The sequence below is a fragment of the Paraburkholderia largidicola genome (genome assembly GCF_013426895.1).
Classification (GTDB): Bacteria; Pseudomonadota; Gammaproteobacteria; order Burkholderiales; family Burkholderiaceae; genus Paraburkholderia; species Paraburkholderia largidicola.
Map to the genome: position 1 here is coordinate 3,577,439 of NZ_AP023174.1, position 23,311 is coordinate 3,600,749.

General features: G+C 62.7%; 24 protein-coding genes. 9 read left to right on the forward strand and 15 right to left on the reverse strand.

The window, feature by feature from the left end; genetic code table 11:
- Window positions 1-43: 43 nt before the first annotated feature.
- The 8 genes from PPGU16_RS15955 to flhD form a co-directional block, all read right to left on the reverse strand.
- Entirely contained in the window at window positions 44-1,831 is a 1,788-nt protein-coding gene (locus PPGU16_RS15955) for a methyl-accepting chemotaxis protein (RefSeq protein ID WP_180720974.1), read from the reverse strand.
- An 85-nt stretch (window positions 1,832-1,916) separates the two neighbouring features.
- The gene (locus tag PPGU16_RS15960) at window positions 1,917-2,444 is read right to left on the reverse strand and encodes a chemotaxis protein CheW (protein ID WP_180720975.1); all 528 of its coding nucleotides are present in this window, start codon (window positions 2,442-2,444) and stop codon (window positions 1,917-1,919) included.
- 45 nt (window positions 2,445-2,489) lie between these two features.
- A complete protein-coding gene (gene cheA / locus PPGU16_RS15965; RefSeq protein ID WP_180720977.1) occupies window positions 2,490-4,802 on the reverse strand; it encodes a chemotaxis protein CheA in 2,313 nt (770 codons plus the stop codon).
- Window positions 4,803-4,875: 73 nt separating this feature from the next.
- On the reverse strand, window positions 4,876-5,238 hold the full coding sequence (locus tag PPGU16_RS15970) for a response regulator (protein ID WP_042305151.1): 363 nt from the start codon (window positions 5,236-5,238) through the stop codon (window positions 4,876-4,878).
- A 69-nt stretch (window positions 5,239-5,307) separates the two neighbouring features.
- Window positions 5,308-6,426 (reverse strand): flagellar motor protein MotB, encoded by a 1,119-nt coding sequence (motB, locus tag PPGU16_RS15975; protein ID WP_180720978.1) that lies wholly within the window; start codon window positions 6,424-6,426, stop codon window positions 5,308-5,310.
- A gap of 12 nt (window positions 6,427-6,438) precedes the next feature.
- Window positions 6,439-7,299, reverse strand: coding sequence for a flagellar motor stator protein MotA (gene motA / locus PPGU16_RS15980; protein WP_007581537.1), 861 nt, complete (start codon window positions 7,297-7,299; stop codon window positions 6,439-6,441).
- Between the two features lie 159 nt (window positions 7,300-7,458).
- Window positions 7,459-8,070 carry a flagellar transcriptional regulator FlhC gene (gene flhC / locus PPGU16_RS15985; RefSeq protein WP_180720980.1) on the reverse strand — a complete coding sequence of 204 codons (612 nt, stop codon included), beginning with the start codon at window positions 8,068-8,070 and terminating at the stop codon, window positions 7,459-7,461.
- A gap of 133 nt (window positions 8,071-8,203) precedes the next feature.
- The gene (gene flhD, locus PPGU16_RS15990) at window positions 8,204-8,524 is read right to left on the reverse strand and encodes a flagellar transcriptional regulator FlhD (RefSeq protein WP_007581541.1); all 321 of its coding nucleotides are present in this window, start codon (window positions 8,522-8,524) and stop codon (window positions 8,204-8,206) included.
- A gap of 674 nt (window positions 8,525-9,198) precedes the next feature.
- Between flhD and PPGU16_RS15995 the strand changes: the two genes are divergently transcribed.
- Window positions 9,199-10,263 (forward strand): glycosyltransferase family 4 protein, encoded by a 1,065-nt coding sequence (locus tag PPGU16_RS15995; protein WP_180720981.1) that lies wholly within the window; start codon window positions 9,199-9,201, stop codon window positions 10,261-10,263.
- A 312-nt stretch (window positions 10,264-10,575) separates the two neighbouring features.
- On the opposite strand, the gene PPGU16_RS16000 is transcribed toward PPGU16_RS15995, so the two are convergent.
- Entirely contained in the window at window positions 10,576-10,878 is a 303-nt protein-coding gene (locus tag PPGU16_RS16000) for an H-NS histone family protein (protein WP_180720983.1), read from the reverse strand.
- A 290-nt stretch (window positions 10,879-11,168) separates the two neighbouring features.
- Here PPGU16_RS16000 and aqpZ point away from each other — a divergent pair, with 290 nt between their 5' ends.
- Together aqpZ and PPGU16_RS16010 are read left to right on the forward strand one after the other, a co-directional pair.
- Window positions 11,169-11,918 carry an aquaporin Z gene (gene aqpZ, locus PPGU16_RS16005; RefSeq protein WP_180720985.1) on the forward strand — a complete coding sequence of 250 codons (750 nt, stop codon included), beginning with the start codon at window positions 11,169-11,171 and terminating at the stop codon, window positions 11,916-11,918.
- Window positions 11,919-12,277: 359 nt separating this feature from the next.
- Window positions 12,278-12,592, forward strand: coding sequence for a PXPV repeat protein (locus tag PPGU16_RS16010; protein WP_180720986.1), 315 nt, complete (start codon window positions 12,278-12,280; stop codon window positions 12,590-12,592).
- 95 nt (window positions 12,593-12,687) lie between these two features.
- Here PPGU16_RS16010 and PPGU16_RS16015 read toward each other — a convergent pair whose 3' ends face one another.
- Window positions 12,688-13,509, reverse strand: coding sequence for a Cof-type HAD-IIB family hydrolase (locus PPGU16_RS16015; RefSeq protein ID WP_180720988.1), 822 nt, complete (start codon window positions 13,507-13,509; stop codon window positions 12,688-12,690).
- A 92-nt stretch (window positions 13,510-13,601) separates the two neighbouring features.
- Complete coding sequence (locus PPGU16_RS16020) at window positions 13,602-14,486, reverse strand: glucosamine kinase nucleotide-binding domain-containing protein (protein ID WP_180720989.1); 885 nt, start codon at window positions 14,484-14,486, stop codon at window positions 13,602-13,604.
- Window positions 14,487-14,583: 97 nt separating this feature from the next.
- Between PPGU16_RS16020 and PPGU16_RS16025 the strand changes: the two genes are divergently transcribed.
- The 3 genes from PPGU16_RS16025 to PPGU16_RS16035 all read left to right on the forward strand — a co-directional run bounded on the left by PPGU16_RS16025 (window position 14,584) and on the right by PPGU16_RS16035 (window position 16,108).
- Window positions 14,584-15,240, forward strand: coding sequence for a DNA-3-methyladenine glycosylase I (locus PPGU16_RS16025; RefSeq protein WP_180720991.1), 657 nt, complete (start codon window positions 14,584-14,586; stop codon window positions 15,238-15,240).
- Window positions 15,237-15,377 (forward strand): hypothetical protein, encoded by a 141-nt coding sequence (locus PPGU16_RS16030; RefSeq protein WP_180720993.1) that lies wholly within the window; start codon window positions 15,237-15,239, stop codon window positions 15,375-15,377. Before PPGU16_RS16025 ends, PPGU16_RS16030 begins: the two co-directional genes overlap by 4 nt.
- Window positions 15,378-15,682: 305 nt before the next feature.
- A complete protein-coding gene (locus tag PPGU16_RS16035; RefSeq protein WP_180720994.1) occupies window positions 15,683-16,108 on the forward strand; it encodes a hypothetical protein in 426 nt (141 codons plus the stop codon).
- A 145-nt stretch (window positions 16,109-16,253) separates the two neighbouring features.
- On the opposite strand, the gene rpsU is transcribed toward PPGU16_RS16035, so the two are convergent.
- Both rpsU and PPGU16_RS16045 read right to left on the reverse strand, forming a co-directional pair.
- Complete coding sequence (gene rpsU / locus PPGU16_RS16040; RefSeq protein ID WP_007581560.1) at window positions 16,254-16,466, reverse strand: 30S ribosomal protein S21; 213 nt, start codon at window positions 16,464-16,466, stop codon at window positions 16,254-16,256.
- A 295-nt stretch (window positions 16,467-16,761) separates the two neighbouring features.
- A complete protein-coding gene (locus tag PPGU16_RS16045; RefSeq protein WP_180720996.1) occupies window positions 16,762-17,703 on the reverse strand; it encodes an aldo/keto reductase in 942 nt (313 codons plus the stop codon).
- Between the two features lie 240 nt (window positions 17,704-17,943).
- On the opposite strand from PPGU16_RS16045, the gene PPGU16_RS16050 reads away from it, so the two are divergent.
- The 3 genes from PPGU16_RS16050 (at window position 17,944) to PPGU16_RS16060 (ending at window position 20,686) form a co-directional block, all read left to right on the forward strand.
- Window positions 17,944-18,762 carry a flagellin domain-containing protein gene (locus PPGU16_RS16050; protein WP_054929282.1) on the forward strand — a complete coding sequence of 273 codons (819 nt, stop codon included), beginning with the start codon at window positions 17,944-17,946 and terminating at the stop codon, window positions 18,760-18,762.
- Window positions 18,763-18,925: 163 nt separating this feature from the next.
- On the forward strand, window positions 18,926-20,359 hold the full coding sequence (fliD, locus tag PPGU16_RS16055) for a flagellar filament capping protein FliD (protein WP_180720997.1): 1,434 nt from the start codon (window positions 18,926-18,928) through the stop codon (window positions 20,357-20,359).
- Between the two features lie 33 nt (window positions 20,360-20,392).
- On the forward strand, window positions 20,393-20,686 hold the full coding sequence (locus PPGU16_RS16060) for a flagellar protein FliT (RefSeq protein ID WP_224028577.1): 294 nt from the start codon (window positions 20,393-20,395) through the stop codon (window positions 20,684-20,686).
- 150 nt (window positions 20,687-20,836) lie between these two features.
- Here PPGU16_RS16060 and PPGU16_RS43400 read toward each other — a convergent pair whose 3' ends face one another.
- Window positions 20,837-21,121 carry an O-linked N-acetylglucosamine transferase family protein gene (locus tag PPGU16_RS43400; RefSeq protein WP_434064403.1) on the reverse strand — a complete coding sequence of 95 codons (285 nt, stop codon included), beginning with the start codon at window positions 21,119-21,121 and terminating at the stop codon, window positions 20,837-20,839.
- Window positions 21,097-23,292, reverse strand: a complete 2,196-nt coding sequence (locus PPGU16_RS16065; protein ID WP_434064404.1) for a tetratricopeptide repeat protein — start codon at window positions 23,290-23,292, stop codon at window positions 21,097-21,099. The genes PPGU16_RS43400 and PPGU16_RS16065 overlap by 25 nt, the downstream gene beginning before the upstream one ends.
- Between the last annotated feature and the right edge of the window lie 19 nt (window positions 23,293-23,311).

Below are 23,311 nucleotides of genomic sequence, written 5' to 3' on the forward strand. Positions count from 1 at the left end.
ACGGGACGATGTGCCGGGCGTTCGCATCTCGATCCACCGTCCTTCAGAACGTTTCCCAGTCGGCATCGGACGTGGAGGCCACGGCCGTCTGGCGCGGCGCCGGTTCGGCCGCCGCGGCACTTGCCTTGCGCGCCACCGGTTCAGCGCGCGTATGAACTGCCGCTTCCGCCTTCGCGACGGCAGGCTGCGCTTGCGCCGGCTTCGCTTGCGCGACGGCCGCCTTCACGCGGCTCTTCGCCGTGTTGGCCGTCGGGACCGCTTTCGCCGTCTGCTGCGTGCCGCTCACGCGCCACTGTCCGATCACCGTCTGCAGCGAGCGCGTCTGCTCTTCGAGCGACGCCGCCGCAGCGGCAGCCTGTTCGACGAGCGCCGCGTTCTGCTGCGTCACTTCGTCCATCTGCACGACCGCGCGGTTGACCTGCTCGATGCCGCCCGACTGCTCTTCCGACGCCGCGCTGATCTCGCCCATGATGTCCGTCACGCGGCGCACGGCCTGCACGATCTCGTCCATCGTCGTGCCCGCCCGGCCGACGAGCGCCGAGCCGCTCTGGACCTTGTCGACCGAGTCGCCGATCAGTTCCTTGATTTCCTTCGCCGCGCTCGCGCTGCGTTGCGCGAGGCTGCGCACTTCGCCGGCGACGACCGCGAAGCCGCGGCCCTGCTCGCCTGCGCGCGCCGCTTCGACGGCTGCGTTGAGCGCGAGGATGTTGGTCTGGAACGCAATGCCTTCGATCACGCTGATGATGTCGACGACCTTGTTCGAGCTGGTCGCGATACCCTGCATCGTGCTCACCACCTGGCCCACCACTTCGCCGCCGCGCGTCGCGATGTCCGACGCGTTCACGGCAAGCTGGCTCGCCTGGCGCGCGTTGTCGGCGTTCTGCTTTACGGTGCCCGTCAGCTGTTCCATGCTCGACGCCGTTTCCTGCAGCGACGCCGCCTGTTGCTCGGTGCGTTGCGACAAGTCCGTGTTGCCCATTGCGATTTCGCGCGCGCCCGTGTCGATCGACTCGACGCTCGTGTGCACCGCCCGGATCATCGTCGACAGACTGTCCTGCATCGCCTTGACGGCCTTGAACAGGCGGCCGATTTCATTGGTGCCCGACGTGTCCATGTGCTGCGACAGGTCGCCCTTCGCAATGCGCTCGAAGCACGTGACGGCATCGTCCAGCGGCTGCACGATCATGCCGCGCAGCGCGAAGCGGATCGCCACCACCAGCACCAGCGCAACCACGATGACGCCGATGATCGCCGCGCGCAGCATCGACATCTGCGCGACGGTGTCCGCCTGCTGCTGTTCGGCGTGCGCCTGCAGTGCCTTGACCACGGGCGACGCGGCGTTGTCGTAGGCGACGAACATCGGGCTGATCTTCGTATCGGCGATCGCGTGATAGCCGGACAGGTCGCTTGCGCGGAGCGCCGTGAACTCGGGGTTCACGCCGTCGTTGATGAGCGCCGTGCGCTTCGCGACCACGGCGTCGATCAGCGACTGATCGATGCCGTTCTTCGGCGTGTTCAGGAACGCCTGCCAGTTCTCATTCGATTTGCCGAGCAGTTCGGCCGCGCGGTCGAGCACCTGTTTCGACTGCTCGATCTCGCCTGCCGCTGTCAGCGCGTTGACGCGGTCGAGCGACACGCGCGAGCGCAGCAGGAACGAACCCGAGTCGTTCAGCGTGCGGATCGCGACCATGTCGCCGTGCGTCATGGTGTCGAGCGCGTCGCCCGAACGGCTCAGCGCGGTGAGCCCGAGCGCCCCGACGATCACCGTCAGCCCAACGAGAATGATCCCTACGACGGTCAGCGTCGTGCGGATCGACCATCTGCTCAGCATTGTTTTGCTCCCTGATTCTGCCGATGGAAGTTGGCGCTTTCGCGCGTGGCTTCCATCCTATGCGAGGCTGTCGTTTCTGCCTGCCTTACTTCCCGAGCGTTTCCGTCAAGGCCATTTCCCGGCTGGTCATCAGCTTTTCGATGTCCATCAGGATCAGCATGCGGCCGTCGACCGTGCCGAGGCCCGTCAGATATTCCGCCGTCAGCGTCGCGCCGAATTCCGGCGCGGGCATGATCTGGTCGATAGCGAGCGTCAGCACGTCCGAGACGCCGTCCACCACCATGCCGACCACGCGGCCCGCAACGTTCAGGATGATCACCACCGTCTGATGGTCGTACTCGACGCGACCGAGGTGGAACTTGATACGCATATCGACGATCGGCACGATGATGCCGCGCAGATTGATCACGCCCTTGATGAACTCCGGCGCGTTCGCGATCCGCGTCACGCTGTCGTAGCCGCGGATTTCCTGCACCTTCAGGATGTCGATGCCGTACTCTTCGGCGCCGAGCGTGAAGATCAGGAATTCCTGACCACTCGCGTCGGCTTGCGCGTCGCGGCGGCCGATCGAACCGGCTACGCCGTTCGAATTGATGGATTGGACTTCTGCCACGTTAGCCCCCAAACGGTTGGGATGAGTTGAGTTTCAGTTTCAATGTCAGGCGAGCGCCAGCGACGCACTATGCGACGCGCGCGTCTCGCGGTTCAGTGCCGCCACGTCCACGATCAGCGCGACGCTGCCGTCGCCGAGGATGGTCGCAGCGGAAATGCCGTGTACCTTGCGGTAGTTCGTTTCGAGGTTTTTCACCACCACCTGTTGCTGGCCGACCAGTTCGTCGATCAGCATCGCGAAGCGTCGTCCTTCCGTCTGCATGATGGTGACGATGCCCTGGGTCGGATCGGTGCGCGCGTCTTCGACCGAGAACACTTCGTGCAGCGCGACGAGCGGCAGATATTCGCCGCGCACACGCACGACGCGCTCGCCATTCGCGACGGTGTAGATATCGTCGGCGCGCGGCTGCAGCGACTCCATCACGAAGTTCAGCGGCAGAATGAAAATCTCGCTGCCCACCTTGACCGACATGCCGTCGAGAATCGCCAGCGTGAGCGGCAACACGATGCGCGTGGTGCTGCCCTTGCCCGCATGCGACGTGATTTCGACGTGACCACCCATCGACTGGATGTTCCGCTTCACCACGTCCATGCCGACGCCGCGGCCCGAGACGTCCGTCACCTGCTCCGCCGTCGAAAAGCCCGGCAGGAAGATCAGGTTCCAGACTTCGTCGTCCGTCATCGTGTCGCTGACGGTGATGCCCTGCTTGGCGGCCTTCGCGAGAATCTTGTCGCGGCGCAGGCCCGCGCCGTCGTCGCTCACTTCGATCACGATGTTGCCGCCGTGATGCGCGGCCGACAGCACCAGTTGGCCCGTCGAATCCTTGCCCGCCGCCTTGCGCGCTTCGACCGTTTCGATGCCGTGGTCGAGACTGTTGCGCACGAGGTGGGTCAGCGGGTCGATGATCCGCTCGATCAGGCTCTTGTCGAGTTCGGTCGCCTGACCGAAGGTGACGAGTTCGACCTGCTTGCCGAGCTTCGCCGCCAGATCGCGCACCAGACGCGGGAAGCGGCTGAAGACGTAATCCATCGGCATCATGCGGATCGACATGACGGCTTCCTGGAGATCGCGCGCGTTGCGCTCCAGTTGCGCCATGCCGTTGAAGAGACGGTCGTGCAGCGCCGGGTCGAACGTGCTGGTGGTTTCGGCCAGCATCGCCTGCGTGATCACCAGTTCGCCGACCAGGTTGATCAGCTGGTCGACCTTTTCGACGCCCACGCGGATCGAGCTGCCTTCACCCGCATTCGCGGCGGCTGCCGGACGCGCCTTGCGATCGCCTTCGGCGGATGCAGGCGCGGCCTTCGGCGCGGCGGGCGCAGTCGCGGCTGCGGCGGCCGGTGTAACGATTGCGGCCTCGGCCGGAACAGGCGCCGCTTGTGCGGCGGGTTGCACTGCGGCTTGCGCCGCCGCGGGCTGCGCAGCCGGCTGTGCGGCGACAGGCGCCGGCGCAGCAGGCGCCTGCACGACAGCGGCCGGCGCCCCCGCGCCGCCGCTCGCCATGCCCCCCGCATTCGCCGGCTCGGTCGCGGCTTCGGATGCTCCAGGCGCACCCTGTTCCGCACCGTTTGCCGGCGCTGCGCCGCGGCCGATCACGATCTGACTTTCGTCGATCACGAAACAGCACACGGCGACGATATCGTCGGACGACACATCGGATTCCAGCCACAGCGTGATATCGCTGCCCGTCTTCACCTGTCCGACGATACGGCCCAGGTTGCCCAACTCTTCGGTGAGCAGTTCCTGGTCCTTTTCCCCAACGCCCCGTAGCGTAATTTTCAGATGGGGTCCTGCAGCCGCATCGGATGAAGCAGCGCCGGTCTGTGCCGGTTCGTTATCTGCCCAAACGCCTGCGGCTTCTACTGCCTGTTCGGCCTGTTCGACCACGTGCTCCGGCGTATGCCCTTGCACGGCTGCGGCTTCCGGCGCAGCCGCGGCAGGCGCCGCTGCTGCTGCGGGCGCCGCGCCGCTGCTTTCCTTATGGAGCTGTTCGAGCTTCGCGCAGATCGCGGCGGCGATGGCCGCATCCGGCTCAGCGCTCGCGCGATAGTCGGCGAGCTGGCCCGAGAGCACGTCCTTGGTTTCGAGGAACGTGTCGATCATGTCCTTGCGCAGCACGATCTCGTTGTTGCGCGCGCGGTCCAGCAGCGATTCGAGAATGTGCGTCGTCTCGGTCAGCGCCGTGAAGCCGAAGGTGGCCGCGCCGCCCTTGATCGAGTGTGCCGCGCGAAAGATGGCGGCCAGATCTTCGGGATCGGGATGGCCGACGTCCAGGTTCAGGAGCAGCTGCTCCATCTGCGCGAGCAGCTCGTCCGCTTCGTCGAAGAACGTCTGGTAGAACTGAGTGATGTCGAGAGTCATGCGTGTGTCACCGCGAGAGTCCTGGCTGCTATGCCACTTCCATGTATCGGTTGCTGCCTGCTGGCTGCCGCGCTCAGGCGAGCGCTGCGACCAGCTCGGTCAGCATGTCGGGGTCCAGCGGTTTTTCGATCCAACCTGTGGCGCCCGCATCGCGCGCCGCTGCCTTGAAGGGCTCGCCGGATTCGGTCGTGAGGACCAGGATCGGCGTGTCGCGGTATGCGGGGTTGCCGCGCAGCGCGGCGATCAGATCGAGGCCCGTCCGTCCGGGCATGTGCTGATCGGTCAGCACGAGATCGAACGGCATCGCCAGCGCGTTTTCGAGCCCTTCGTCGCCGTCGGCCGCGAGCGTCACCTGATAGCCGGCATCCGTCAGCGTCGCGGCAAGGATTTGCCGCATCGATGCCGAATCGTCGATTGCCAGAATGTGCCTGATCATTCAATCCTCACTGCGCTCACGATGGATCGAGGTCGCGCCGCCATCGGCGCGTCCGTTATCCGCTATCTGTCACTGCGTCGCCGTTGCAGGCGCCGCGCTCTTGTCCGCTGCTTCAGCCGGTTCCGCCGCGCGCTGTGCGACCGCGCTGGTTTGCTCCGCGTCCTTTTGCATCGCGTGCGGCGCTTTGGCGGGCGGCGACGCAGGTTGCGCGGCGGGTGGTGAAACCGGCTGGGTAATCTTTTGCAGGAGCGGCTTGTTCGCGCCCGCCGCGTCGTTCGACAGCGTGGTCGACGTCGAGTCGTCCTGCATCAGCGCGTCTTCCGAACGCTTGTTCAACACGATGATGCTGATGCGCCGGTTTTCCGGGTCGAGCGGATCGGCCTTGTTCAGGTTCTGCGTCGACGCGAGGCCGAGCACGCGCAGCACCTTCGCTTCGTCCATGCCGCCCGCGATCAGCTCGCGGCGCGATGCGTTCGCGCGGTCCGCCGACAATTCCCAGTTGCTGTAACCCTTCTCGCCGCCGGCGTACGGCACGGCGTCCGTGTGGCCCTGCACGACGATGCGGTTCGGCACGTCGTTCAGCGTATTGCCGATTGCCTGCAGGATGTCGTGCATGTACGGCTGGACGATGGCCTGCGCGGTCGCGAACATCGGACGCTTCTGCGTATCGACGATCTCGATGCGCAAGCCCTGCAGCGTCGAATCGATGCGGATCTGCTGCTTGAACTGGCGCAGCACCGGGTTCGCTTCGATCGCGGCCATCAGCTTGACCTGCAGGTCGTGCAGACGCACCTGCTCGCGGCGTTCGACGGCGCCCTGCAACTGCTGCAGCGCCTGGTCGTCGGCACGCGCGGCCGTGTGTTCGGCGCGATTGGTCGAACCGTCCGTCTGACGCGTGATGCCGTCCTTGTCGGTCGAGATGTCGCGCCCGCCACCGGGGATCTGGCTCGAATCGACGGCGCTGCGGTCGCCGCCCCACAGCGTGATCTTCAGCGGCTGGTTGAAGTAATCGGCAATGCCCTTCAACTGCACCGTCGATGCCGAGCTCAGCAGCCACATCAGCAGGAAGAACGCCATCATCGCCGTCATGAAGTCCGCATACGCGAGCTTCCACGCGCCGCCGTGATGGCCGCCCTTCTTCGGCGCTGCGCGCTTGACAACGATTGCGCGGTCTTTGTCCTTGCTCATCGCCCGCGTTCCTTATTTCGCCTTCACGCGGCGCACGTGCTCTTCCAGCTCGGCGAACGACGGGCGTTCAGTCGAGAAGAGCACCTTGCGGCCGAATTCGACAGCGATTGCGGGCGCATAGCCGTTCAGGCTCGCGAGGATCGTCACCTTGATGCACTGGAACATCTTGGTCGACTCGGTGACGCGCTGTTCCGCGACGCTCGCGAGCGGCCCGATCAGACCGTACGACAGCAGAATGCCGAGGAACGTGCCGACCAGCGCCTGCGCGATCATTTCACCGAGCACGGCGGGCGGCTTGTCGGCCGAGGCCATCGTGTGCACCACGCCCATCACGGCCGCGACGATACCGAACGCCGGCATCGCGTCACCGACCTTCATCAGCGCGTGCGCGGGCGCCTCGCCTTCGGCGTGATGCGTTTCGATTTCCTCGTCCATCAGACTTTCGATCTCGAACGCATTCATGTTGCCGCCGACCATCAGGCGCAGATAGTCCGTCAGAAATTCAACGATGTGATGATCCGCAAGAATCTTCGGGTATTGCGTGAAGATCGGGCTCTTCTGCGGATCGTCGATATCCGCTTCGAGCGTGAGCGTGCCCTCCTTGCGCGCCTTCGCCAGCAGGACGTAGAGGAGCGCCATCAGCTCCATGTAAACGTCCTTGTTGTACTTGGCGCCTTTGAACAGCGTCGGAATCACGCGCAACGTAGCCTTGATCGTCTTCATCCCGTTACCGAGGATGAACGCACCGAGACCCGCGCCCGCGATCATCAGCACTTCGACGGGCTGCATAAGCGCGCCCAGGTGGCCGCCCTCCAGCGCATAGCCGCCGAAGACGGACAACAGCGTAACGAGTGTTCCCACGAAAATCAGCACTGCCGAGCCCTCTCGAAAAGCGACGGAGACCGTCGTTATTCAGGTTTACGGCAAGCAGTCGGAAAACTTTGGCGGAATGCGTGCGGGACTGGGGCGGTGTTAACCAGAGTGCCGTCGCGCGCCCGAAGAATGCCGCGCGACGACTGCTCCCGGCGCCCGTCAGACGGCCGTGACGGCGGCTTCAGGCAAGGCTTCCAGCGTTTCGTCGAGCGGCGCGCCGAGGGCCGCCCGAGCTTCCTCGCAGCGCGCGTCGGCGGCTTTCCGGGTCTTACCGGCGCGCGACGGCGGCGCGCACAGGCCGCAGACGAAGCCGTGCTGCGGGTCGTGCGCGTGTGCGACAAATTGCCCGCGGCAGCGCGTGCACGTCGTCATCTGCAGCATGCCGGAATCGAAGAAGCGCACCAGCGTCCACGCACGCGTCAGGCTCAGCGCCGGTTCGTCGTGGTGCATGCGCGCGTGTTCGAGGTAGAGCCGGTAGGACTTGACGATCGACTGGATCGTCGCGCAGCCGCCCAGCCCCGACATGAAACGGTAGATGTTGTAGAACAGCGACGAGTGAATGTTCGGCTGCCAGGTCATGAACCAGTCGGTCGAAAACGGCAGCATGCCCTTGGGCGGCGACACACCCTTCACTTCCTTGTACAGCTTGATGAGCCGGTCGCGCGACAGCGTCGTCTCCGCCTCGAGCAGCTGCAAGCGTGCGCCGAGTTCGATCAGTTCAATCGCCAGGGTGATTTCCCTGACTTCGAGCACCACGCTTTTCTGTGCCATCCGCCTCGCTTCCCGCGTCCGTTGTCGTTTTCCGTCGGCGCGAACAGCCGGGAAAAACGATAAAAGCGCCGTCGCCGGCGCGCGTAAGGTGCGTCTGTCCCGGCGCCTGCGCGCCGGCCTTCGTCGGCCAGTCTCAGCCGATCTGCTCGACGGGCTGGCCCGCCATCAGGATGGCGGAGTGCGCCTGGGCGACGGCGGACGATTTGCCCTTGTCGGCCAGCGACGAGAGGATCTGGTGATCGTCGAAGCGGAAGCGGCACAACACCTGATTCGATGCGGCCAGCTTGACAGTCTGTGCGAGCGACAGATTGGCGAGCACGTCGGCGAGCTGCTCCGAGATGCCCATGCGGAACATGCCCATCGGCTTGTCTTCACGCAGCAGACGCTGCGCGAGTAGCAGATAGGACAAGTTCACTTCCCTAATTTCATTGAGCATGTCACTTTGAGTGCTCATTGAATCCCCCGATTCAAATCTGGCTGGTCAGGCCTGGTAAAACGTTTGCTCGCTCGCGTTAAAAAAAACCACGAACGGCACGCTTATGGTCAGCGTGCATTTTCCCGAAAGGGGCAGTCGACGAAAATCGGACATTCACCCCAACTGATTGACGGAAAAATCCAGGATTTCTGTAGGAGTTTTTCCTACAAATTTTCGCGACGGGGGATTTTGGAGGATATCGGCATACAAAACGCGCCGACTACTTACACGCGAGATCACGCGTGAAAGGTTTGGGAAGCGGATTATGCGCCCATATTTGAGCGGAAACAAAGCGAATTTCGCACGGATATGTTCGGCAGCGCACCATTTGATCCGACGAAATGGCTCTGCAACATGCTGCGTCAGTCGACCCAAAGTGCGGTGGATATTGCCTCGATGCCCGATGCCGCGAGCTTTCCGGCAACATCCGCACAGTTGTTACGCATCATGTTTCGCGCTGTAACAACGTTAAGCGTTTGAAAAATAACTCGAATTGCCGCCCGCGATCCCGATAATGACACCTAGGGATAACCCCATTTGGGCATCCTGCCACGGGCGGCGGCACACCGCGCCCAACCGTCCGAAAGGCTTCCGCTTTTTTGCCACACGCAAAGCAGCGCCGCGCGAAGCCCGTTTGCACAAGGAGATCACGCATGCGTATCGCACAAATCGCCCCGTTGTACGAAGCTGTCCCACCGAAACTCTATGGCGGCACAGAACGCGTCGTGTCGTATCTGACCGAAGCGCTAGTCGATCTGGGTCACGATGTGACGCTTTTCGCGAGCGGCGATTCCGTGACGTCCGCGAAACTCGAGGCGTCGTGGCCGCGCGCGCTGCGTCTGGATCCGACGATCCGCGACGCGCTCGCCCCCCACATGCTGCTGCTCGAGAAGGTGCGCAAAGTCGCGCACGAGTTCGACGTGCTGCACTTCCACCTCGACTACCTGCCGTTCCCGCTCTTTTCGACGCTGGACACGCCGTTCGTGACGACGCTGCACGGCCGTCTGGACCTGCCGGAACTGCAGCCGGTGTTCGAGACGTTCACCGACGCGCCCGTGATCTCGATTTCGGATTCGCAGCGTTTGCCGCTGCAGCAGGCCAACTGGCTCAACACGATCTATCACGGCCTGCCGGAACAGCTGCTCACGCCGCAAACCAGCAAAAAGCCGGAATACCTCGCGTTCCTCGGTCGGATCTGTCCGGAAAAGCGCGTCGATACAGCCATCAAGATCGCTGCACAAAGCGGTCTGCCGCTGAAGATCGCCGCCAAGGTGGACAAGGTCGACCAGGAGTACTTCAAGACGGAGATCGAGCCGCTGCTGTCAATGGCGCATGTCGAGTTCATCGGCGAGATCAACGAGGCGCAGAAGCCGGAATTCCTGTCGGGTGCCAAGGCGCTGCTGTTCCCGATCGACTGGTCGGAGCCGTTCGGCCTTGTGATGATCGAGTCGATGGCTTGCGGCACGCCCGTGATCGCGTTCAACCGCGGCTCGGTGCCGGAAGTGATCGATCACGGCGTGACGGGCTTCATCTGTGAAGACGTGCAAGGTGCCGTGGCCGCGCTGCAGCGTATCGACGAGCTGTCGCGCACGGAAATCCGCGCACAGTTCGAGCGCCGTTTCAGTTCGAAGATCATGGCGCAGAACTATGTCGACAGCTATTCGGCGATGCTCGAAGCCACGCGCCGTCCGATGCTGCGCCGTGTGGCCGTGGGTTGATCACCCGGTTGAACAGGTCAACTCTGCCGATGCTGCGACATATTGCGTAATTTGTTCACTTGAACGTTTGCGCTGTCATTCAAAGATAGTTATTGCGCCGCTGACACGAAAAAGCCGCCTCCCCAGGCGGCTTTTTCTTTTCCGGCGTTCGGAAAGCGGATCGGCAATGGAAGCGCTTTCTTCAACCCGCTGCAATGCGCTTTTCCCGAATGAAGTATCCCCGCTTCAGACGGTTTACCGCGCATTAACAGAATGTGGAAGGCGGCGTATTTCGCCAGATCGCCTTCAGGCGGCTTTCGCCGTTTGCCGTAATTACGCCTGGCCGATCAGAAAGCGCTCGCGGTTCTTTCCGGCAATCCACTTGGGCGGCTTTCCCCGGCCGCTCCACGTGTTGCCCGACTTCGGATCCTGATACTTCGCAGGCAACGGCGCCTTTTTGGGCGGGCGTCCGCGACGAGCCGCCTCGGCAAAACCAAGGTCATGCGCGTTAAGGCCGTATTCGGCGATTTTCTGGCGGATTTCGGCAATCACATTTCCAACTTCATTACGACGCGCTTCGTCCGCTTCCTGCTGCAAGCGGGCAATCTGCGCCTTGAGATCTGCGTATTGTGACATTTGGGCTCCCCTCTTTTTCTAAAAGTGGTTAGCACGGAGATTAGCCCGTGCTAACGAAATTCGCAATGGCGGCTAATACCGCGCTATCAAAAGTTTTCGTCTGAGTATTTATAAAGCGACGCTGAATCGTTCAAACGGCTGGACTTTTATCACGAAATAATTCCGCGTTCGTGAATGACAATTCTTGACAGTCCATTTGCGCGACGTTGCTTAAAATTTGCGCTCCCAAGTGCCGGGGAGCGCGTGCGCCTCTCGTCCTTGAATCCCCGTACTTATTAGGATTACACACGATGAACCTTTCCAGGCGCCTCTCGGCGGAGCTGTTCGGCACCTTCTGGCTCGTACTCGGAGGCTGCGGCAGCGCCGTGCTTGCGGCGAATTTTGCCGGCCCCGTTCACGGGCTCGGCATCGGCTTCGTGGGCGTTTCGCTCGCTTTCGGCCTGACCGTCCTGACCATGGCCTACGCCATCGGACACATCTCCGGTTGCCATCTGAACCCGGCTGTGACCGTCGGCCTGACTGTCGCCGGCCGCTTCCCGGCGCGCGACCTCGTCCCGTACATCGTCGCGCAGGTGCTTGGCGCCGTGCTCGGCGCGTATGTGCTGTCCGTCATCGCTTCGGGTAATCCGGACTTCCATCTGGTCGCGAGCGGCTTCGCGAGCAACGGGTATGGCGACCGCTCGCCGGGCCACTACGCGTTGCCGGCTGCGTTCGTCTGCGAAATGGTAATGACGGCGTTCTTCCTGTTCGTGATTCTCGGCGCGACCGACAAGCGCGCGCCCGCTGGCTTTGCGCCAATCGCAATCGGCCTGTGCCTCACGCTGATCCACCTGATCTCGATTCCCGTCACGAATACGTCGGTGAATCCGGCACGTTCGACGGGGCCGGCGCTGTTCGTGGGCGGCGCTGCTGTCGACCAGTTGTGGCTCTTCTGGGTCGCCCCGATTCTCGGCGCGGTGGTCGCCGCTATCGTATATCCGTTGGTGGCTGGCGACGCCCGGCACGTCGCGGATGCCGAACGCGTACGCGTGGCGGCCTGATTGCCGGCTATCCGGCCTGAATGAAAACGGGGCGCTTCGGCGCCCCGTTTTCGCTTTTGCGACGTCCTTCCAGCATTAATAGATGGTTCAAATGTAAGGCTGGTTTACGGCCACATTCATCGCTATTAAAGGTGTGCTTTGGCATTTTGAAAGATCCACTCCTCTGCGCTCCGCCCTGTACGGCGGATGCCGGACTTCCGCAAAACACTAGCTGGCAGGCATTGTGTGGATGCTGCAATCCACCTGATAAGGCGGCATTGCACGCTTTCACTTCGTAACATCCTGTCGCAGTGGCGCCGAGCGACGGCGCGTAGATTGAACCTGTACGGCAACCAAGCCGCATTCACAGGAGAATCACAATGAAGCGCATCGTCACTCACGTGCTCGTCGCAGTTGGCCTCGCCGCTGGCGCATGCGGTGTCGCACAGGCGCACTCGAATCTGAGCATCGGCTTGTCGCTCGGGACGCCTGCCCCTGCTTACGTCGCGCCGGCGTACGTCGCGCCCGCACCGCAGCCGGTGTACTACGGCAACCGATATTGGGGAGACCGCCGCTACGACGGCTATCGACATGACCGCGGCTGGGATCGCGGCCGCTGGGATCATGGCAACCGTTGGGATAACAACAATGGCTACCGTGGAAACGACAACCATCGGGGCGGCTATCGCGACTAGGAAGCGGGCTTCGGCGGCGTAAATCGTCTTTTCTACTTCGACACGGCGCGGCCCTGAAAGGGGCGGCGCCGTGTGCATTCGGCGGCGGGCCGGAGCTACGCCGTCAGTTCGTCGTCCATTTCGAACAGCTTGCGCAGATGATGCGCGACGCCCGCTTCGAAGTTATTGCCGATACGCGGCACATTCGGCAGACGCTTGATGAGGTCAGGGTTCGCGTTGTTCATCATGAACGGATGGCCTGCCGTTTCCAGCATGTCGATGTCGTTCATGTTGTCGCCGAACGCAACGCACTTCGTGGCCGGCACATCCAGCCGGTCGAGTACGAACTGCAGCGCGCGCCCTTTCGATACGTTCGCCGTCATCACTTCCAGACAGTCCGGCAACGAGTAGGTGACGTAAAGCGCCTCGCCGAACGTGCGCTCGAGATTGGCCGCGACCACGGCAAGATCTTTGGGATCGCCGATATACAACGCCTTCGCGATATCCGCGCCGTCGTGCTGCTGCAGATCGGTCACGTTATAGGTGAAGCCCGAATCCTGGTGATAGCGCAACAATTCAGGCGCATCGCGATCGATCAGCCATTCGCGGTCGGCGAACAGATTGACGATCACGCGCCCATGTTCGCCCGCAATCTGCGGTTTCACCAGTTGCTGGACTACATTCGCCTGAAGATCGTCGGCGAAGATCATTTCGTCGTCGGGCGAATGGACTCGCGCACCATTCGACGTGATCAGATATGGCCGGATACCCAGCACATCACGGATTCCTGCGACGTCGCTATAGTGGCGCCCCGTCGCGATCACGATATGGATGCCCTGCGCTTCGAGCCTGCGCACCGTGCTGATCGTGAAGGGGTCCACCTGATGGTTGCTGTTCAGCAGCGTTCCATCCAGATCGCTGGCAATGACTTTGTACATGGGCGGGCGGCAGACGGCGTCGGAAAACATCTATTTTATCGTCTCTTGGACCGGCGCTTTCCGTTTCCGACCGCGCCCATGTGTTTCGCCCGTCATGCGCCGCCGATCTGCGCGGCCTCCCGCCGGGCCATCTGCAGTGCGCCGTGCGCGGAATCCGAGAGCGGCGCGCGCAGACGCTCGCGATACGGCGCGGGCACATACTCGCTCAGCGGCTTGCCGAGCCCGCCGCACAGCGCCACGGGCAAGGCTCCGGACGGGTCGAGCGCCGCAATCATCTTGCCGATTTCCTGTCCGGCTTCGCGCAGCAACCGGGCGGCAAACGGATGCTCGCGATGCGCAACGACGACGGGCGCGAGGCTCGCATAAGCCGTCTGATTCGCGTCGCACAGCCAGACGACCAGCCCGCCGCGATCGGTCGCGCCGACGTGATCGATCAATGCTTGCGAGAGTTCGTCAGCGGGAACCCGGCCGTCGAGCGCCTGCTGCGCATGCACGATGGCGCGCAGGCCGAGCCAGGCGCCGCCGGCCTCGTCGGCAGACGGATAGCCGTAGCCGGCGACCATGCGGCTCTGGCCGTCGCGGTCCAGCACCGCTGCCACACTGCCCGTTCCCAGTGCGACGATCACGCCCGGCTCGCCGCCGTGCGCGCCGAGCAAGGTCGAATAGGCGTCGCTTTCGATCGCGAGGCCGGCGAGCGCCGGCGCCTTCGCACGAAATGCCGCCAGCCAGTCACGGTTGTTGACGCCCGCCAGCCCGCAGCCGAACACGAAGCGCGGCCAGTCGGCGGCGATGCCGGCACGCTCGCACGCTTGCGCGCTCGCGGCCAGAATTGCGTCCCACGCACGCTCGACGCCCAACGCGAGGCCGGACGGGCCCGCCGTGCCTTGCGCGAGTTCTTGCCCTTCGGCGTTCGCCAGCACGACGCGCGTGCCGGTGCCGCCGCCGTCGACGCCGATCAGATAGAGGTGTTGATTCATCGATATGCTCATTGAAGTGTTACCGCATAGCGTGGCAGGTCTTGTCCCCCGCGACAATTAGCCGATCGGCCAGGTTGCGGCCGCAACCCGTTCCGCTATGCTGGCGTGGCCCGACAGACGGGCGATCAACCAACCAAGCAGGAGCCTGAACGTGGCGGAGCAGCGATGCAACTGGGCGACGACGAGCGAAGCGCTCGCACACTATCACGACACCGAATGGGGCGTCCCTTCGCGCAATGACCAGCATCTGTTCGAGATGCTGGTGCTCGAAGGTGCGCAGGCCGGACTGTCGTGGTCGACGATTCTCAACAAGCGCGCCGGATACCGGCGCGCCTTCTCGAACTTCGACATCGACAAGGTGGCCCGCTACTCGACGCAGAAGATCGACGCGCTCGTGCTCGACGAAGGCATCGTGCGCCATCGCGGCAAGATCGAGTCGACGGTCCTCAATGCCAAAGCGGTCAGGCAGATTCAGATGGAGCACGGTTCGTTGGCGGATTTCGTGTGGTCGTTCGTCGATAACACGCCGATCCAGAACGCCTGGACGAGCTACACGCATGCGCCGGCGTCGACGGATGTGTCGGACGCGCTCAGCAAGGCCCTCAAAGGCTATGGCTGCAAATTTGTAGGCACAACCATTTGCTACGCGTTCATGCAGGCAGTCGGCATGGTCAACGACCATCAGACCGATTGCGCCTGCTATTCGCGCTGCGCTCTGCTCGGGAAGAAAGGCCGCAAAAAGAGCGCCAAGTGACGGGCGCCACTGCTTCCGATGCGTTGCGCGAGGTGTCGCGCCATTGCAACACATGGCATAATCGCGCCCGGCTCGAACGGGCGTGGCCTGCTGCGTTGCGTCACCCGCAAATCCGCTTCCCGCAAGGCCTCGAATAGAGATTGACGAGCGGAGCGCCGGCCGTGCGTGCCCGTATTGAGCGCTAGCCAACACAACGGCTGACCTTTACCGCATTCCGCTCGTTATAACTAATGCATGCGATGTCGTTCGACGCGCCTCCGGACGGGGATAGTCAGCCGGGCGTCGACGCTGTCGCTGGTGCAAGTCGTGCGCTTCGCAAGCCGTGAATTGAGCGGTAAATGATGCTCTCGTCGCGGCTTTGGGCGTGAGCACGTCACGGAATACTGTCGGCAATTGCACCGGAAACGAATGACCGCTGCGCAGTGCGCGGGGGGAGACCAACATGAAAAATCATAACTTCCTGACACATCAGGAAATTTTCGACCGGGCAGTCGAGCATCTGTTCGGCCAGGGCCGCGCGGCGCTGCTGCCGCGCGGTGGCGGCGCCTACCGCGGTTATTGCGGCGGCTGCCCGGTCGGCAGCTTTATCCATCCGCGCGACTATATGACCGCGATGGAAGGCATTCCCGTCCGATACGTCGGCAAGATCGCTTCTGAAACGCCGATGTACATGGACGTCGGCGTGGCCGCGCTGAAGAAGGCGCTGCTACGCTCGCGCCTGAACATCTACGATCCCGTCACGGTCGAATTGCTCAGTTGCCTGCAAAACGTGCACGACGTTTTCGGGACCTGGGAATGGCGCGACCGGCTGCGCTCGATCGCCCGTCAATTCGTCCTTTCCGATGAACGCGTCAAATCGGCCGCCTAAGTCTCGCCTTCAGCTTCACGTCACCGGGCAGCGAGTCGGCGCGGCACTACCCCATCTCAGACGCCCCAAATGAAAAACGGCGGTGTGGCTTCTTTCGAAGCTCACACCGCCGTTGGCGTGCTTTCGCGTACCGGAGGAAGCGTGCTTAGTGCAGCTTCTTCGGCAGCATCTGGCTGCGCAGGCGCTTGTGCAGGCGCTTCACTGCAGCTGCCTTCTTGCGCTTACGTGCCGTCGTCGGCTTTTCGTACGCCTGGCGCTCACGCAGTTCTGCGATCAGGCCATTTTTTTCGATTGCGCGGCGGAAGCGGCGGATTGCCACTTCGAACGGCTCGTTTTCCTTCAGAAGAATCGTCGTCATGTAATTCCTAAAAACGCTTGATACGGTTAATGGCGTGGCGGTCAACCCACTCACGCGCCGGCCCTCCGGTCGTTTCAGACTGGCGAAGCACAAACTGAAACGAGAGGCAATGCGGCCACGGAGGCCGGAAAAGAGAGGTGGGAGTACACCGCGAAACGCGGGCAGCGCACGTTGCGGCGCCGCGCCTAGCTAGCGTTTCGCCACCAGCAACCCATGACGAAACGAGCAAAGATCTCAATTCACTCCCGATCATACCAGGAATTTCGCCCGCAGACCAGCATTTTAGCGATTCTGTTCAGGCACTTGCGTCGTTCAATATGCGCAAATCCGCGTCCGTGAGCACCAGATGCACCGCCGCGACAAGACTTTCCAGCTGTTTCACCGATGTTGCGCTGGCGATCGGCGCCGTGATGCTGGGCCGCGCCATCAGCCATGCCAGCGCCACCGACGCAGGCGTGCTGCCGTGCCGCTGCGCCACTTCGTCGAGTGCATCGAGGATCGCGAAGCCGCGTTCATTCAGATAACCCTCGACCTTCCGGCCACGCGCACTTTTCGACAGATCGTCGCGCGAACGGTACTTGCCCGACAGAAAGCCGCTTGCGAGGCTGTAATAGCAGACGACGCCCAGCCGCGCCGCGAGCGCAACCGGCTCAAGATCGGTTTCGTAGGCCGCGCGGTCGTACAGGTTGTACTCCGGCTGGATCACCTGATATTGCGGCAGGCCATTGTCCCGCGCAATCTGCAGCGCTTCCTGCAGGCGCGCGCCGCCGTAGTTCGACGCGCCGATCACCCGCACCTTGCCCGCTTCGATCAGCTGCTGATACGCGCCCAGCGTTTCCGCGAGCGGCGTCTCCTCGTCGTCGAGATGCGAAAAATACACGTCGATATAGTCCGTCTGCAGGCGCCGCAGCGAATCTTCGACAGCCGCGCGGACGTTGCCTGCCGACAATCCCTTGCGGCTTCCCAGCATGCCGACCTTGGTCGACAGCACGATCTTGTCGCGCTTGCCCGACTTCGTGAACCACTTGCCGATGATCGCCTCCGATTCGCCGCCGTGGTTGTCCGGCACCCACGCGGAATAGACGTCGGCGGTATCGATGAAATTCAGGCCGGCGTCGGCGAACGCGTCGAGGATGGAGAACGACGTCGCTTCGTCGGCCGTCCAGCCGAACACATTTCCGCCGAACATCAGCGGCGCGACCTGCAATGGCGACGTGCCGAGATTGCGTTTCTGCATGACATCTCCACGAGCAAGGTAAGCGGGCCAATCAGGATACGCCCTCTTCACATACGGCACAGACGCCCCGTGTGTGCCCGATCCGGACCCATGCGCCCCCAAATTTCGCGAGATCGCCCCTAAAGTTTTCTTCTGACCACGCCGTCAACCAGGACAGGCGGCGACGCAATGCACACAGTAAGCGCGACGCCGAGCCAAAAACAGCCTCTCTCTGAGGCGTTTTAAAAACGAGGACGCAAAATGCTGAACATCAACACCAACATCGCTTCGCTGACCGCGCAGAACAACCTCTCGGGTTCGCAAAGCGCGCTGTCGCAGGCGATCAACCGCCTGTCGTCGGGCAAGCGTGTGAACACCGCTGCTGACGACGCGGCAGGTCTCGCGATCTCGACGTCGCAAACGGCTTCGATCAACGCACTGACGCAAGGTGCTGCAAACGCGAACAACGGCATTTCGATGGTGCAAACCACGAACGGCGCGCTGCAATCGATCGTCGACAACCTGCAACGTATCCGCCAGCTGGCAGTGGAAGCAGGCGACGGCTCGCTCGACTCGAACGCACTGGCTAACCTCCAGTCGGAAGTGTCGACCCGTCTGACGGAAATCACCCGCGTCGCGCAACAAACGACGTTCAACGGCCAATCGGTCCTGAACGGCATCGGCTCGGTCAACTTCCAGATCGGCGCATTCAACGGCCAGCAGATCACGGCGAACTTCGGCACGCAGAAGTGGGACTCGAACAGCCTCGGCGTGAGCGGCGTGTCGGTTTCGACGGCTTCGGGCGCTCAAGCTGCAATGAGCACGATCGACACCGTCCTGACGAGCGTCAACACCTTCCAGGCAACGCTGGGCGCAACGCAAAACACGTTCTCGGCAGCAATCTCGACGACGAACACGCAAGCAACGAACATGAGCGCAGCACGTTCGCAGATCACCGACGCAGACTTCGCGACGGAAACGGCGAACCTGTCGAAGGCTCAGGTTCTGCAGCAAGCTGGTATCTCGGTGCTCGCGCAAGCGAACTCGATGCCGCAACAGGTTCTGAAGCTCCTCCAGTAAGACTGACGACTAGCGGCGCGCAGCCTGGCGCCGCGACCCGAAGCCGCGGCTCGCGCCCGGCTTCGGTACGCAACTGGATCGCATGGTTGGGAGGCTCGCCTCCCATCATGCATTTACGAGCCACGAATAAACCGCATCCTGTTTCGCCAATCGGAGCACCCGCATGACCACCACGTCGACTACGAATTCGTCAACGGACGTCACTTCCCTGCTACAGCAGGCGGCGCAGTCCATCATCAGCGGCTCGACCAAATCGACGCTCGATGTCAACTCGCTGGTGTCAGCGCTCGTAACGGCGAAAACGGCGGCCCAATCGTCGGCAATCGTGAACAAGCAGAACTCGGACAACGCCGAGCTCTCTGCAATCGGCAAGATCAAATCGGCGCTTGCGTCACTGCAGACCGCATTGAGCGGCCTGTCGGACGGCACGGCGCTCAGCCAGCTCGCAGTCGCTATCGGCGGCACGGGCACGGGTGTCACGGCAACGGCAGATCCGAGCAAAGGCGCGGTAGCCGGCAACTACACACTCGCCGTCACCAACATCGCGACGGCCAACAAGATTTCCTCGCAGGCGTACGCGTCGGGCGCGAGCCTCGGCAGCGGCACGCTGACGGTCGGCGTCGGCAGCAGCTCGATGCAGATCAACGTCGCATCGACTGATTCGCTGTCGGACATCGCCACTGCGATCAATTCGGCAAACAACAATCCGGGCGTCTCGGCAGCCGTCATCACGGCAGCGGACGGCCAGCATCTGGTCTTGACGTCGAAGCAGACGGGCGCGGCCAACACCGTGACGGTTTCCGCAGGCGCAGGCCTAGATACCGGTCTGAACACGGCCAGCTTCACGCAGGTCACGACCGGCAAGGACGCCACGCTCTCCGTTGACGGCAACACGATCACCAGCGCAAGCAACACGATCACGAACGCACTCACGGGCGTGAGCATCGACATCTCGGGCGCGTCGGCGAACAGCACGCAGACGATCTCGATCACCAACGACACGACGGCGTCGACGAAGGCCATCAACGATTTCGTCACGGCGTACAACAGCTACATCACGACCGAAACGGGCCTGACCTGGGACCCGACGGCGGCGACGGGCTCGCAAGCCGGCGCGCTGCTCGGCGACTCGATGACGAACACGATCACAAACGGTCTGGGCGGCCTGGTCGCCGGCGGCATCACCGTCGGCGGCAAGACGTTCAGCCTGTCGTCGATCGGCATCAACCTGCAGCACGACGGCACGCTGTCGGTCGACTCGACCACGCTGCAGACCGCGCTGACGAGCAACAGTTCGGCCGTCGCGGCCGTGTTCAACAAGACGAACGGTATCGGCACGACGCTGAACTCGTTCATCAACACGTACACGCAGACGAGCGGCACGATCGATCAGCGCACGCAGAACCTGAACACCGACCTGAGCAGTCTGGCGGATCAGGCGACGCAGCTCACGAACTATCAGAGCACGCTGACCGACCAGTACAACGCGCAGTTCTCGGCGCTGAATACACTGATGACGACAATGGCCAACAACACGGCCTACCTGAACCAGCTGTTCGGCGGCGGCGGCCTGACGGGCTCGCTGAACGCGAAGTAACGCGGGTAGACACTCCGCTCAATGGAACTGACGATGAACGACTCGCTGACACGCGCACTCGACCTGACCCGCGCTCTCGAAGCCGCGGTTTCGCAACAAGACTGGGCGCGCGCGTCGGCGATCGTCGAAGAGCGTTCGCCGCTGCTGATGTCGTTGCGTCCGGAGCAGACGCCGGAAGCGCTGGACAAGATTCGCGCGATCCAGCGCATCGACGCCGGCATCAGCCAGCAAACCCGCACCGGCATGGATCGTCTCACCGCGCGGCATGGCGATGCGTTGCAGCGCATCAAGTCGGTGAGCATGTACCACTCGACGGGCATGCTCTGAAGAGTCGAACTGAAGAACGCCGCGCGACGTAGTCAAAAGAAATGCGCGGATTGATAAAGCTGCAGCGATGCAGCTTTTTTTTTGCCTGCTGCAAGCGTGATATCCGCGATCAGGCCATGCAGCCGTAATCGCGGATACCAGCGAGCAGATCTAGTGGGCGCCTTCCTCGTAGACGCGCCACATGCCTTCCAGCGCGTCCTCGAAGTTGCTCGCAAATCTCCGCGCATCGCACATTGCAGAGGCGAGCACATGCTCGCGCATTCCGGCGCGCAGCGTCGTCAGCGCATCGACGTTGGCCGCCAGTTCTCGGGCCTTGTCGACGTAGCCATCCTGATCGTCGGAGATCCATTCGCCGAAGCCGGCGGAATGCAGCACGCTCTCGCAGATATGGCCAAGGAAACGGTCGCCCTTCATCGCCACGACGGGCACGCCCATCCACAGCGCTTCAGCCGTCGTCGTGCCCCCGGATATGGGAAAGGACTGAGCACGATGTCCACGTGATGGTACGTCTTGAAGTACTCGTTGCGCTTCGATCCGCCTTCGAGGATGAGTTGCGAGGCGTCGATGCCGCGCTCCGCGAAGCGCTGAAGCGTCGCGTCGAAGGCATGCTTGCGGTCGAGTTCGTGAGCCTTGACGAGCAGACGTGAGCCGGGCACCTCGCGCAACACGCGGGTCCACAGATCGAGCACGTCATCCGTCATTTTCGCGAGCTTGCCGAGATAGCCGAACGTCACGAAGCCATTGGTTCGCATCGGCAGCGGACCAACGAGAACGTCGGACTCCGGCGGCGTCATGCACAGATAGCCGTCCGGCAGACGCCATGGCTTTTCGATGAAGTGATGCGCTTCCTCGGGCGGCAGCACATAGCGGTCGCCGAGCACGTAGTCGATTTGCGCAATACCCGTCGATGCAAAAAAACCCAGCCACGTCACCTGGATGGGCGCTGGCTTCATCGCGAACACGGGCAAGCGGTTGAATGCCGTATGGCCCGCCATGTCGAGCAGAATGTCGATGCCGTCATCGAAGATGCGTTTCGCGGCGGCGTCGCGAGAAAGCTTCCATAACGGCGTCCAGGCGTCGAAGAGCGGCTTCAGACGTTGCGTCGTTTCGTCCTCGACGTCGTTGGTCTGGTACGCGATCAGCTCGACCCGTGACGAATCGATGTGGCGCAACACGCTCTCGGTGAAGATGCCGACGGGATGCGTGCGCAAATCGCCCGACACAAAGCCGACGCGCAACGGCCGTTTGCCGCGCGGCGCGCGCGCATGCGTGAACGGCGTGACATTGGCAGCGACCCGCTCGCCGAAATAGACGGCATCGGCGAGATAGTCGCTGACGGGCCGCTGCGACATGCTTGCCTCGCAAAAAAGCAGGGCCGTGTGAGCGACATCGGCATCGGGCGACCGTTCGATCGCGCTCCGATAGCTGCTCGCGGCTGCGTCGAGTTCGCCCAGCGAGCGCAACACGTCGCCGAGGTTGATGTGCATCCGCGACGAGCCGTCCTTCAATTCGAGCGCCTTGTGCGCATAGCGCAGCGCCTCGCCTGGGCGCTCAGTCTTCAGATACGCGACCGCGAGATTGTGATGCACTTCGGCGTCGTCGTCCGCGAGCGCGACCGAGCGCAGATAACTGTCGATCGCTTCCTCGTAGCGGAAGAGTCCGTACCACGCATTGCCGAGCATCGCATACGCTTCTGCTAACGTCATGCGCGGCTCGGTAGACTGCGCGCGCGTCATAGGCACGGCCCGGCCGCCCAGCCAGGAATCGACGATCGCCTGCGCAAGCTGCATCGCCTTCGAGTAATGCATCGCTGCGGCCTCGCGCTCGCCCATATCGCGCAGCGTATTAGCCAGATTGTTATGCACGCCGGGCCGATCGGGATCGAGTTCGACCGCCCTGCGAAGGCTTGCCGCAGCCTCGGCAAGTTCGCCACGCGCGAGCAGCAACGTGCCGAGACTGTTGTGCATCAGCGCGCGGTTCGAATCGAGCGCAATCGCGCTTCGATAGCTCTCGATCGCCTCGTCGTACTTGCCCTGCTCCATCAGCGCATTGCCGAGGTTGTTGTGCGCGTCCGCGTAGTCGCGCCGGAAGGAAAGCGCTTTGCGATACGCGAGTACCGCGCTATCGATTTCGCCTAGATCCTTCAACGCATTGCCGAGATTGTTGTAGGCCTCGGCATAACCGGGCCGCAGCTCGATGGCTTGCGCGCAACTGCGCATCGCCGCATCCGGCTGACGGTCTTCGCGCAGCGCATTGCCGAGATTGTTGTGTGCCTCGGCGTATCCCGGATTGAGCGTCACAGCCTCGCGGTAACCGTCGATCGCCTGCTTCAACTGGCCGTACTCGCGCAACGCGTTGCCGAGGTTGTTGTAGTAGATCGCGTTCGGCAGAATCGCAATCGACTGACGCATCAGCGTGATGCCCGCGTCATGCTGTTGAATCTGGCACGCGAGCAGTCCGAGAAAATGCAGCGCATCCGAATGTCGCGGATTGACGCGCAGAATCTCGTCGTAGATCGCCTTGGCTTCGGCGAGCCGTCCGGCCTGATGATGCGCGAGCGCGGTGTTGAGAAGGTTAGCGTGATCCACTGTGATCCCTGGTTTCATCGAAAGCGAGGCAAACGCG

Excerpts from the sequence above, each read along its gene's own strand:
- PPGU16_RS15955 (WP_180720974.1), bottom strand. The coding sequence starts at position 1,831 with ATGCTGAGCAGATGGTCGATCCGCACGACGCTGACCGTCGTAGGGATC.
- cheA (WP_180720977.1), bottom strand. The coding sequence starts at position 4,802 with ATGACTCTCGACATCACTCAGTTCTACCAGACGTTCTTCGACGAAGCG.
- PPGU16_RS15970 (WP_042305151.1), bottom strand. The coding sequence starts at position 5,238 with ATGATCAGGCACATTCTGGCAATCGACGATTCGGCATCGATGCGGCAA.
- motB (WP_180720978.1), bottom strand. The coding sequence starts at position 6,426 with ATGAGCAAGGACAAAGACCGCGCAATCGTTGTCAAGCGCGCAGCGCCG.
- flhC (WP_180720980.1), bottom strand. The coding sequence starts at position 8,070 with ATGGCACAGAAAAGCGTGGTGCTCGAAGTCAGGGAAATCACCCTGGCG.
- flhD (WP_007581541.1), bottom strand. The coding sequence starts at position 8,524 with ATGAGCACTCAAAGTGACATGCTCAATGAAATTAGGGAAGTGAACTTG.
- PPGU16_RS15995 (WP_180720981.1), top strand. The coding sequence starts at position 9,199 with ATGCGTATCGCACAAATCGCCCCGTTGTACGAAGCTGTCCCACCGAAA.
- PPGU16_RS16000 (WP_180720983.1), bottom strand. The coding sequence starts at position 10,878 with ATGTCACAATACGCAGATCTCAAGGCGCAGATTGCCCGCTTGCAGCAG.
- aqpZ (WP_180720985.1), top strand. The coding sequence starts at position 11,169 with ATGAACCTTTCCAGGCGCCTCTCGGCGGAGCTGTTCGGCACCTTCTGG.
- PPGU16_RS16010 (WP_180720986.1), top strand. The coding sequence starts at position 12,278 with ATGAAGCGCATCGTCACTCACGTGCTCGTCGCAGTTGGCCTCGCCGCT.
- PPGU16_RS16015 (WP_180720988.1), bottom strand. The coding sequence starts at position 13,509 with ATGTACAAAGTCATTGCCAGCGATCTGGATGGAACGCTGCTGAACAGC.
- PPGU16_RS16020 (WP_180720989.1), bottom strand. The coding sequence starts at position 14,486 with ATGAATCAACACCTCTATCTGATCGGCGTCGACGGCGGCGGCACCGGC.
- PPGU16_RS16025 (WP_180720991.1), top strand. The coding sequence starts at position 14,584 with ATGCTGGCGTGGCCCGACAGACGGGCGATCAACCAACCAAGCAGGAGC.
- PPGU16_RS16035 (WP_180720994.1), top strand. The coding sequence starts at position 15,683 with ATGAAAAATCATAACTTCCTGACACATCAGGAAATTTTCGACCGGGCA.
- rpsU (WP_007581560.1), bottom strand. The coding sequence starts at position 16,466 with ATGACGACGATTCTTCTGAAGGAAAACGAGCCGTTCGAAGTGGCAATC.
- PPGU16_RS16045 (WP_180720996.1), bottom strand. The coding sequence starts at position 17,703 with ATGCAGAAACGCAATCTCGGCACGTCGCCATTGCAGGTCGCGCCGCTG.
- PPGU16_RS16050 (WP_054929282.1), top strand. The coding sequence starts at position 17,944 with ATGCTGAACATCAACACCAACATCGCTTCGCTGACCGCGCAGAACAAC.
- fliD (WP_180720997.1), top strand. The coding sequence starts at position 18,926 with ATGACCACCACGTCGACTACGAATTCGTCAACGGACGTCACTTCCCTG.
- PPGU16_RS16060 (WP_224028577.1), top strand. The coding sequence starts at position 20,393 with ATGAACGACTCGCTGACACGCGCACTCGACCTGACCCGCGCTCTCGAA.
- PPGU16_RS43400 (WP_434064403.1), bottom strand. The coding sequence starts at position 21,121 with ATGGGCGTGCCCGTCGTGGCGATGAAGGGCGACCGTTTCCTTGGCCAT.
- PPGU16_RS16065 (WP_434064404.1), bottom strand. The coding sequence starts at position 23,292 with ATGAAACCAGGGATCACAGTGGATCACGCTAACCTTCTCAACACCGCG.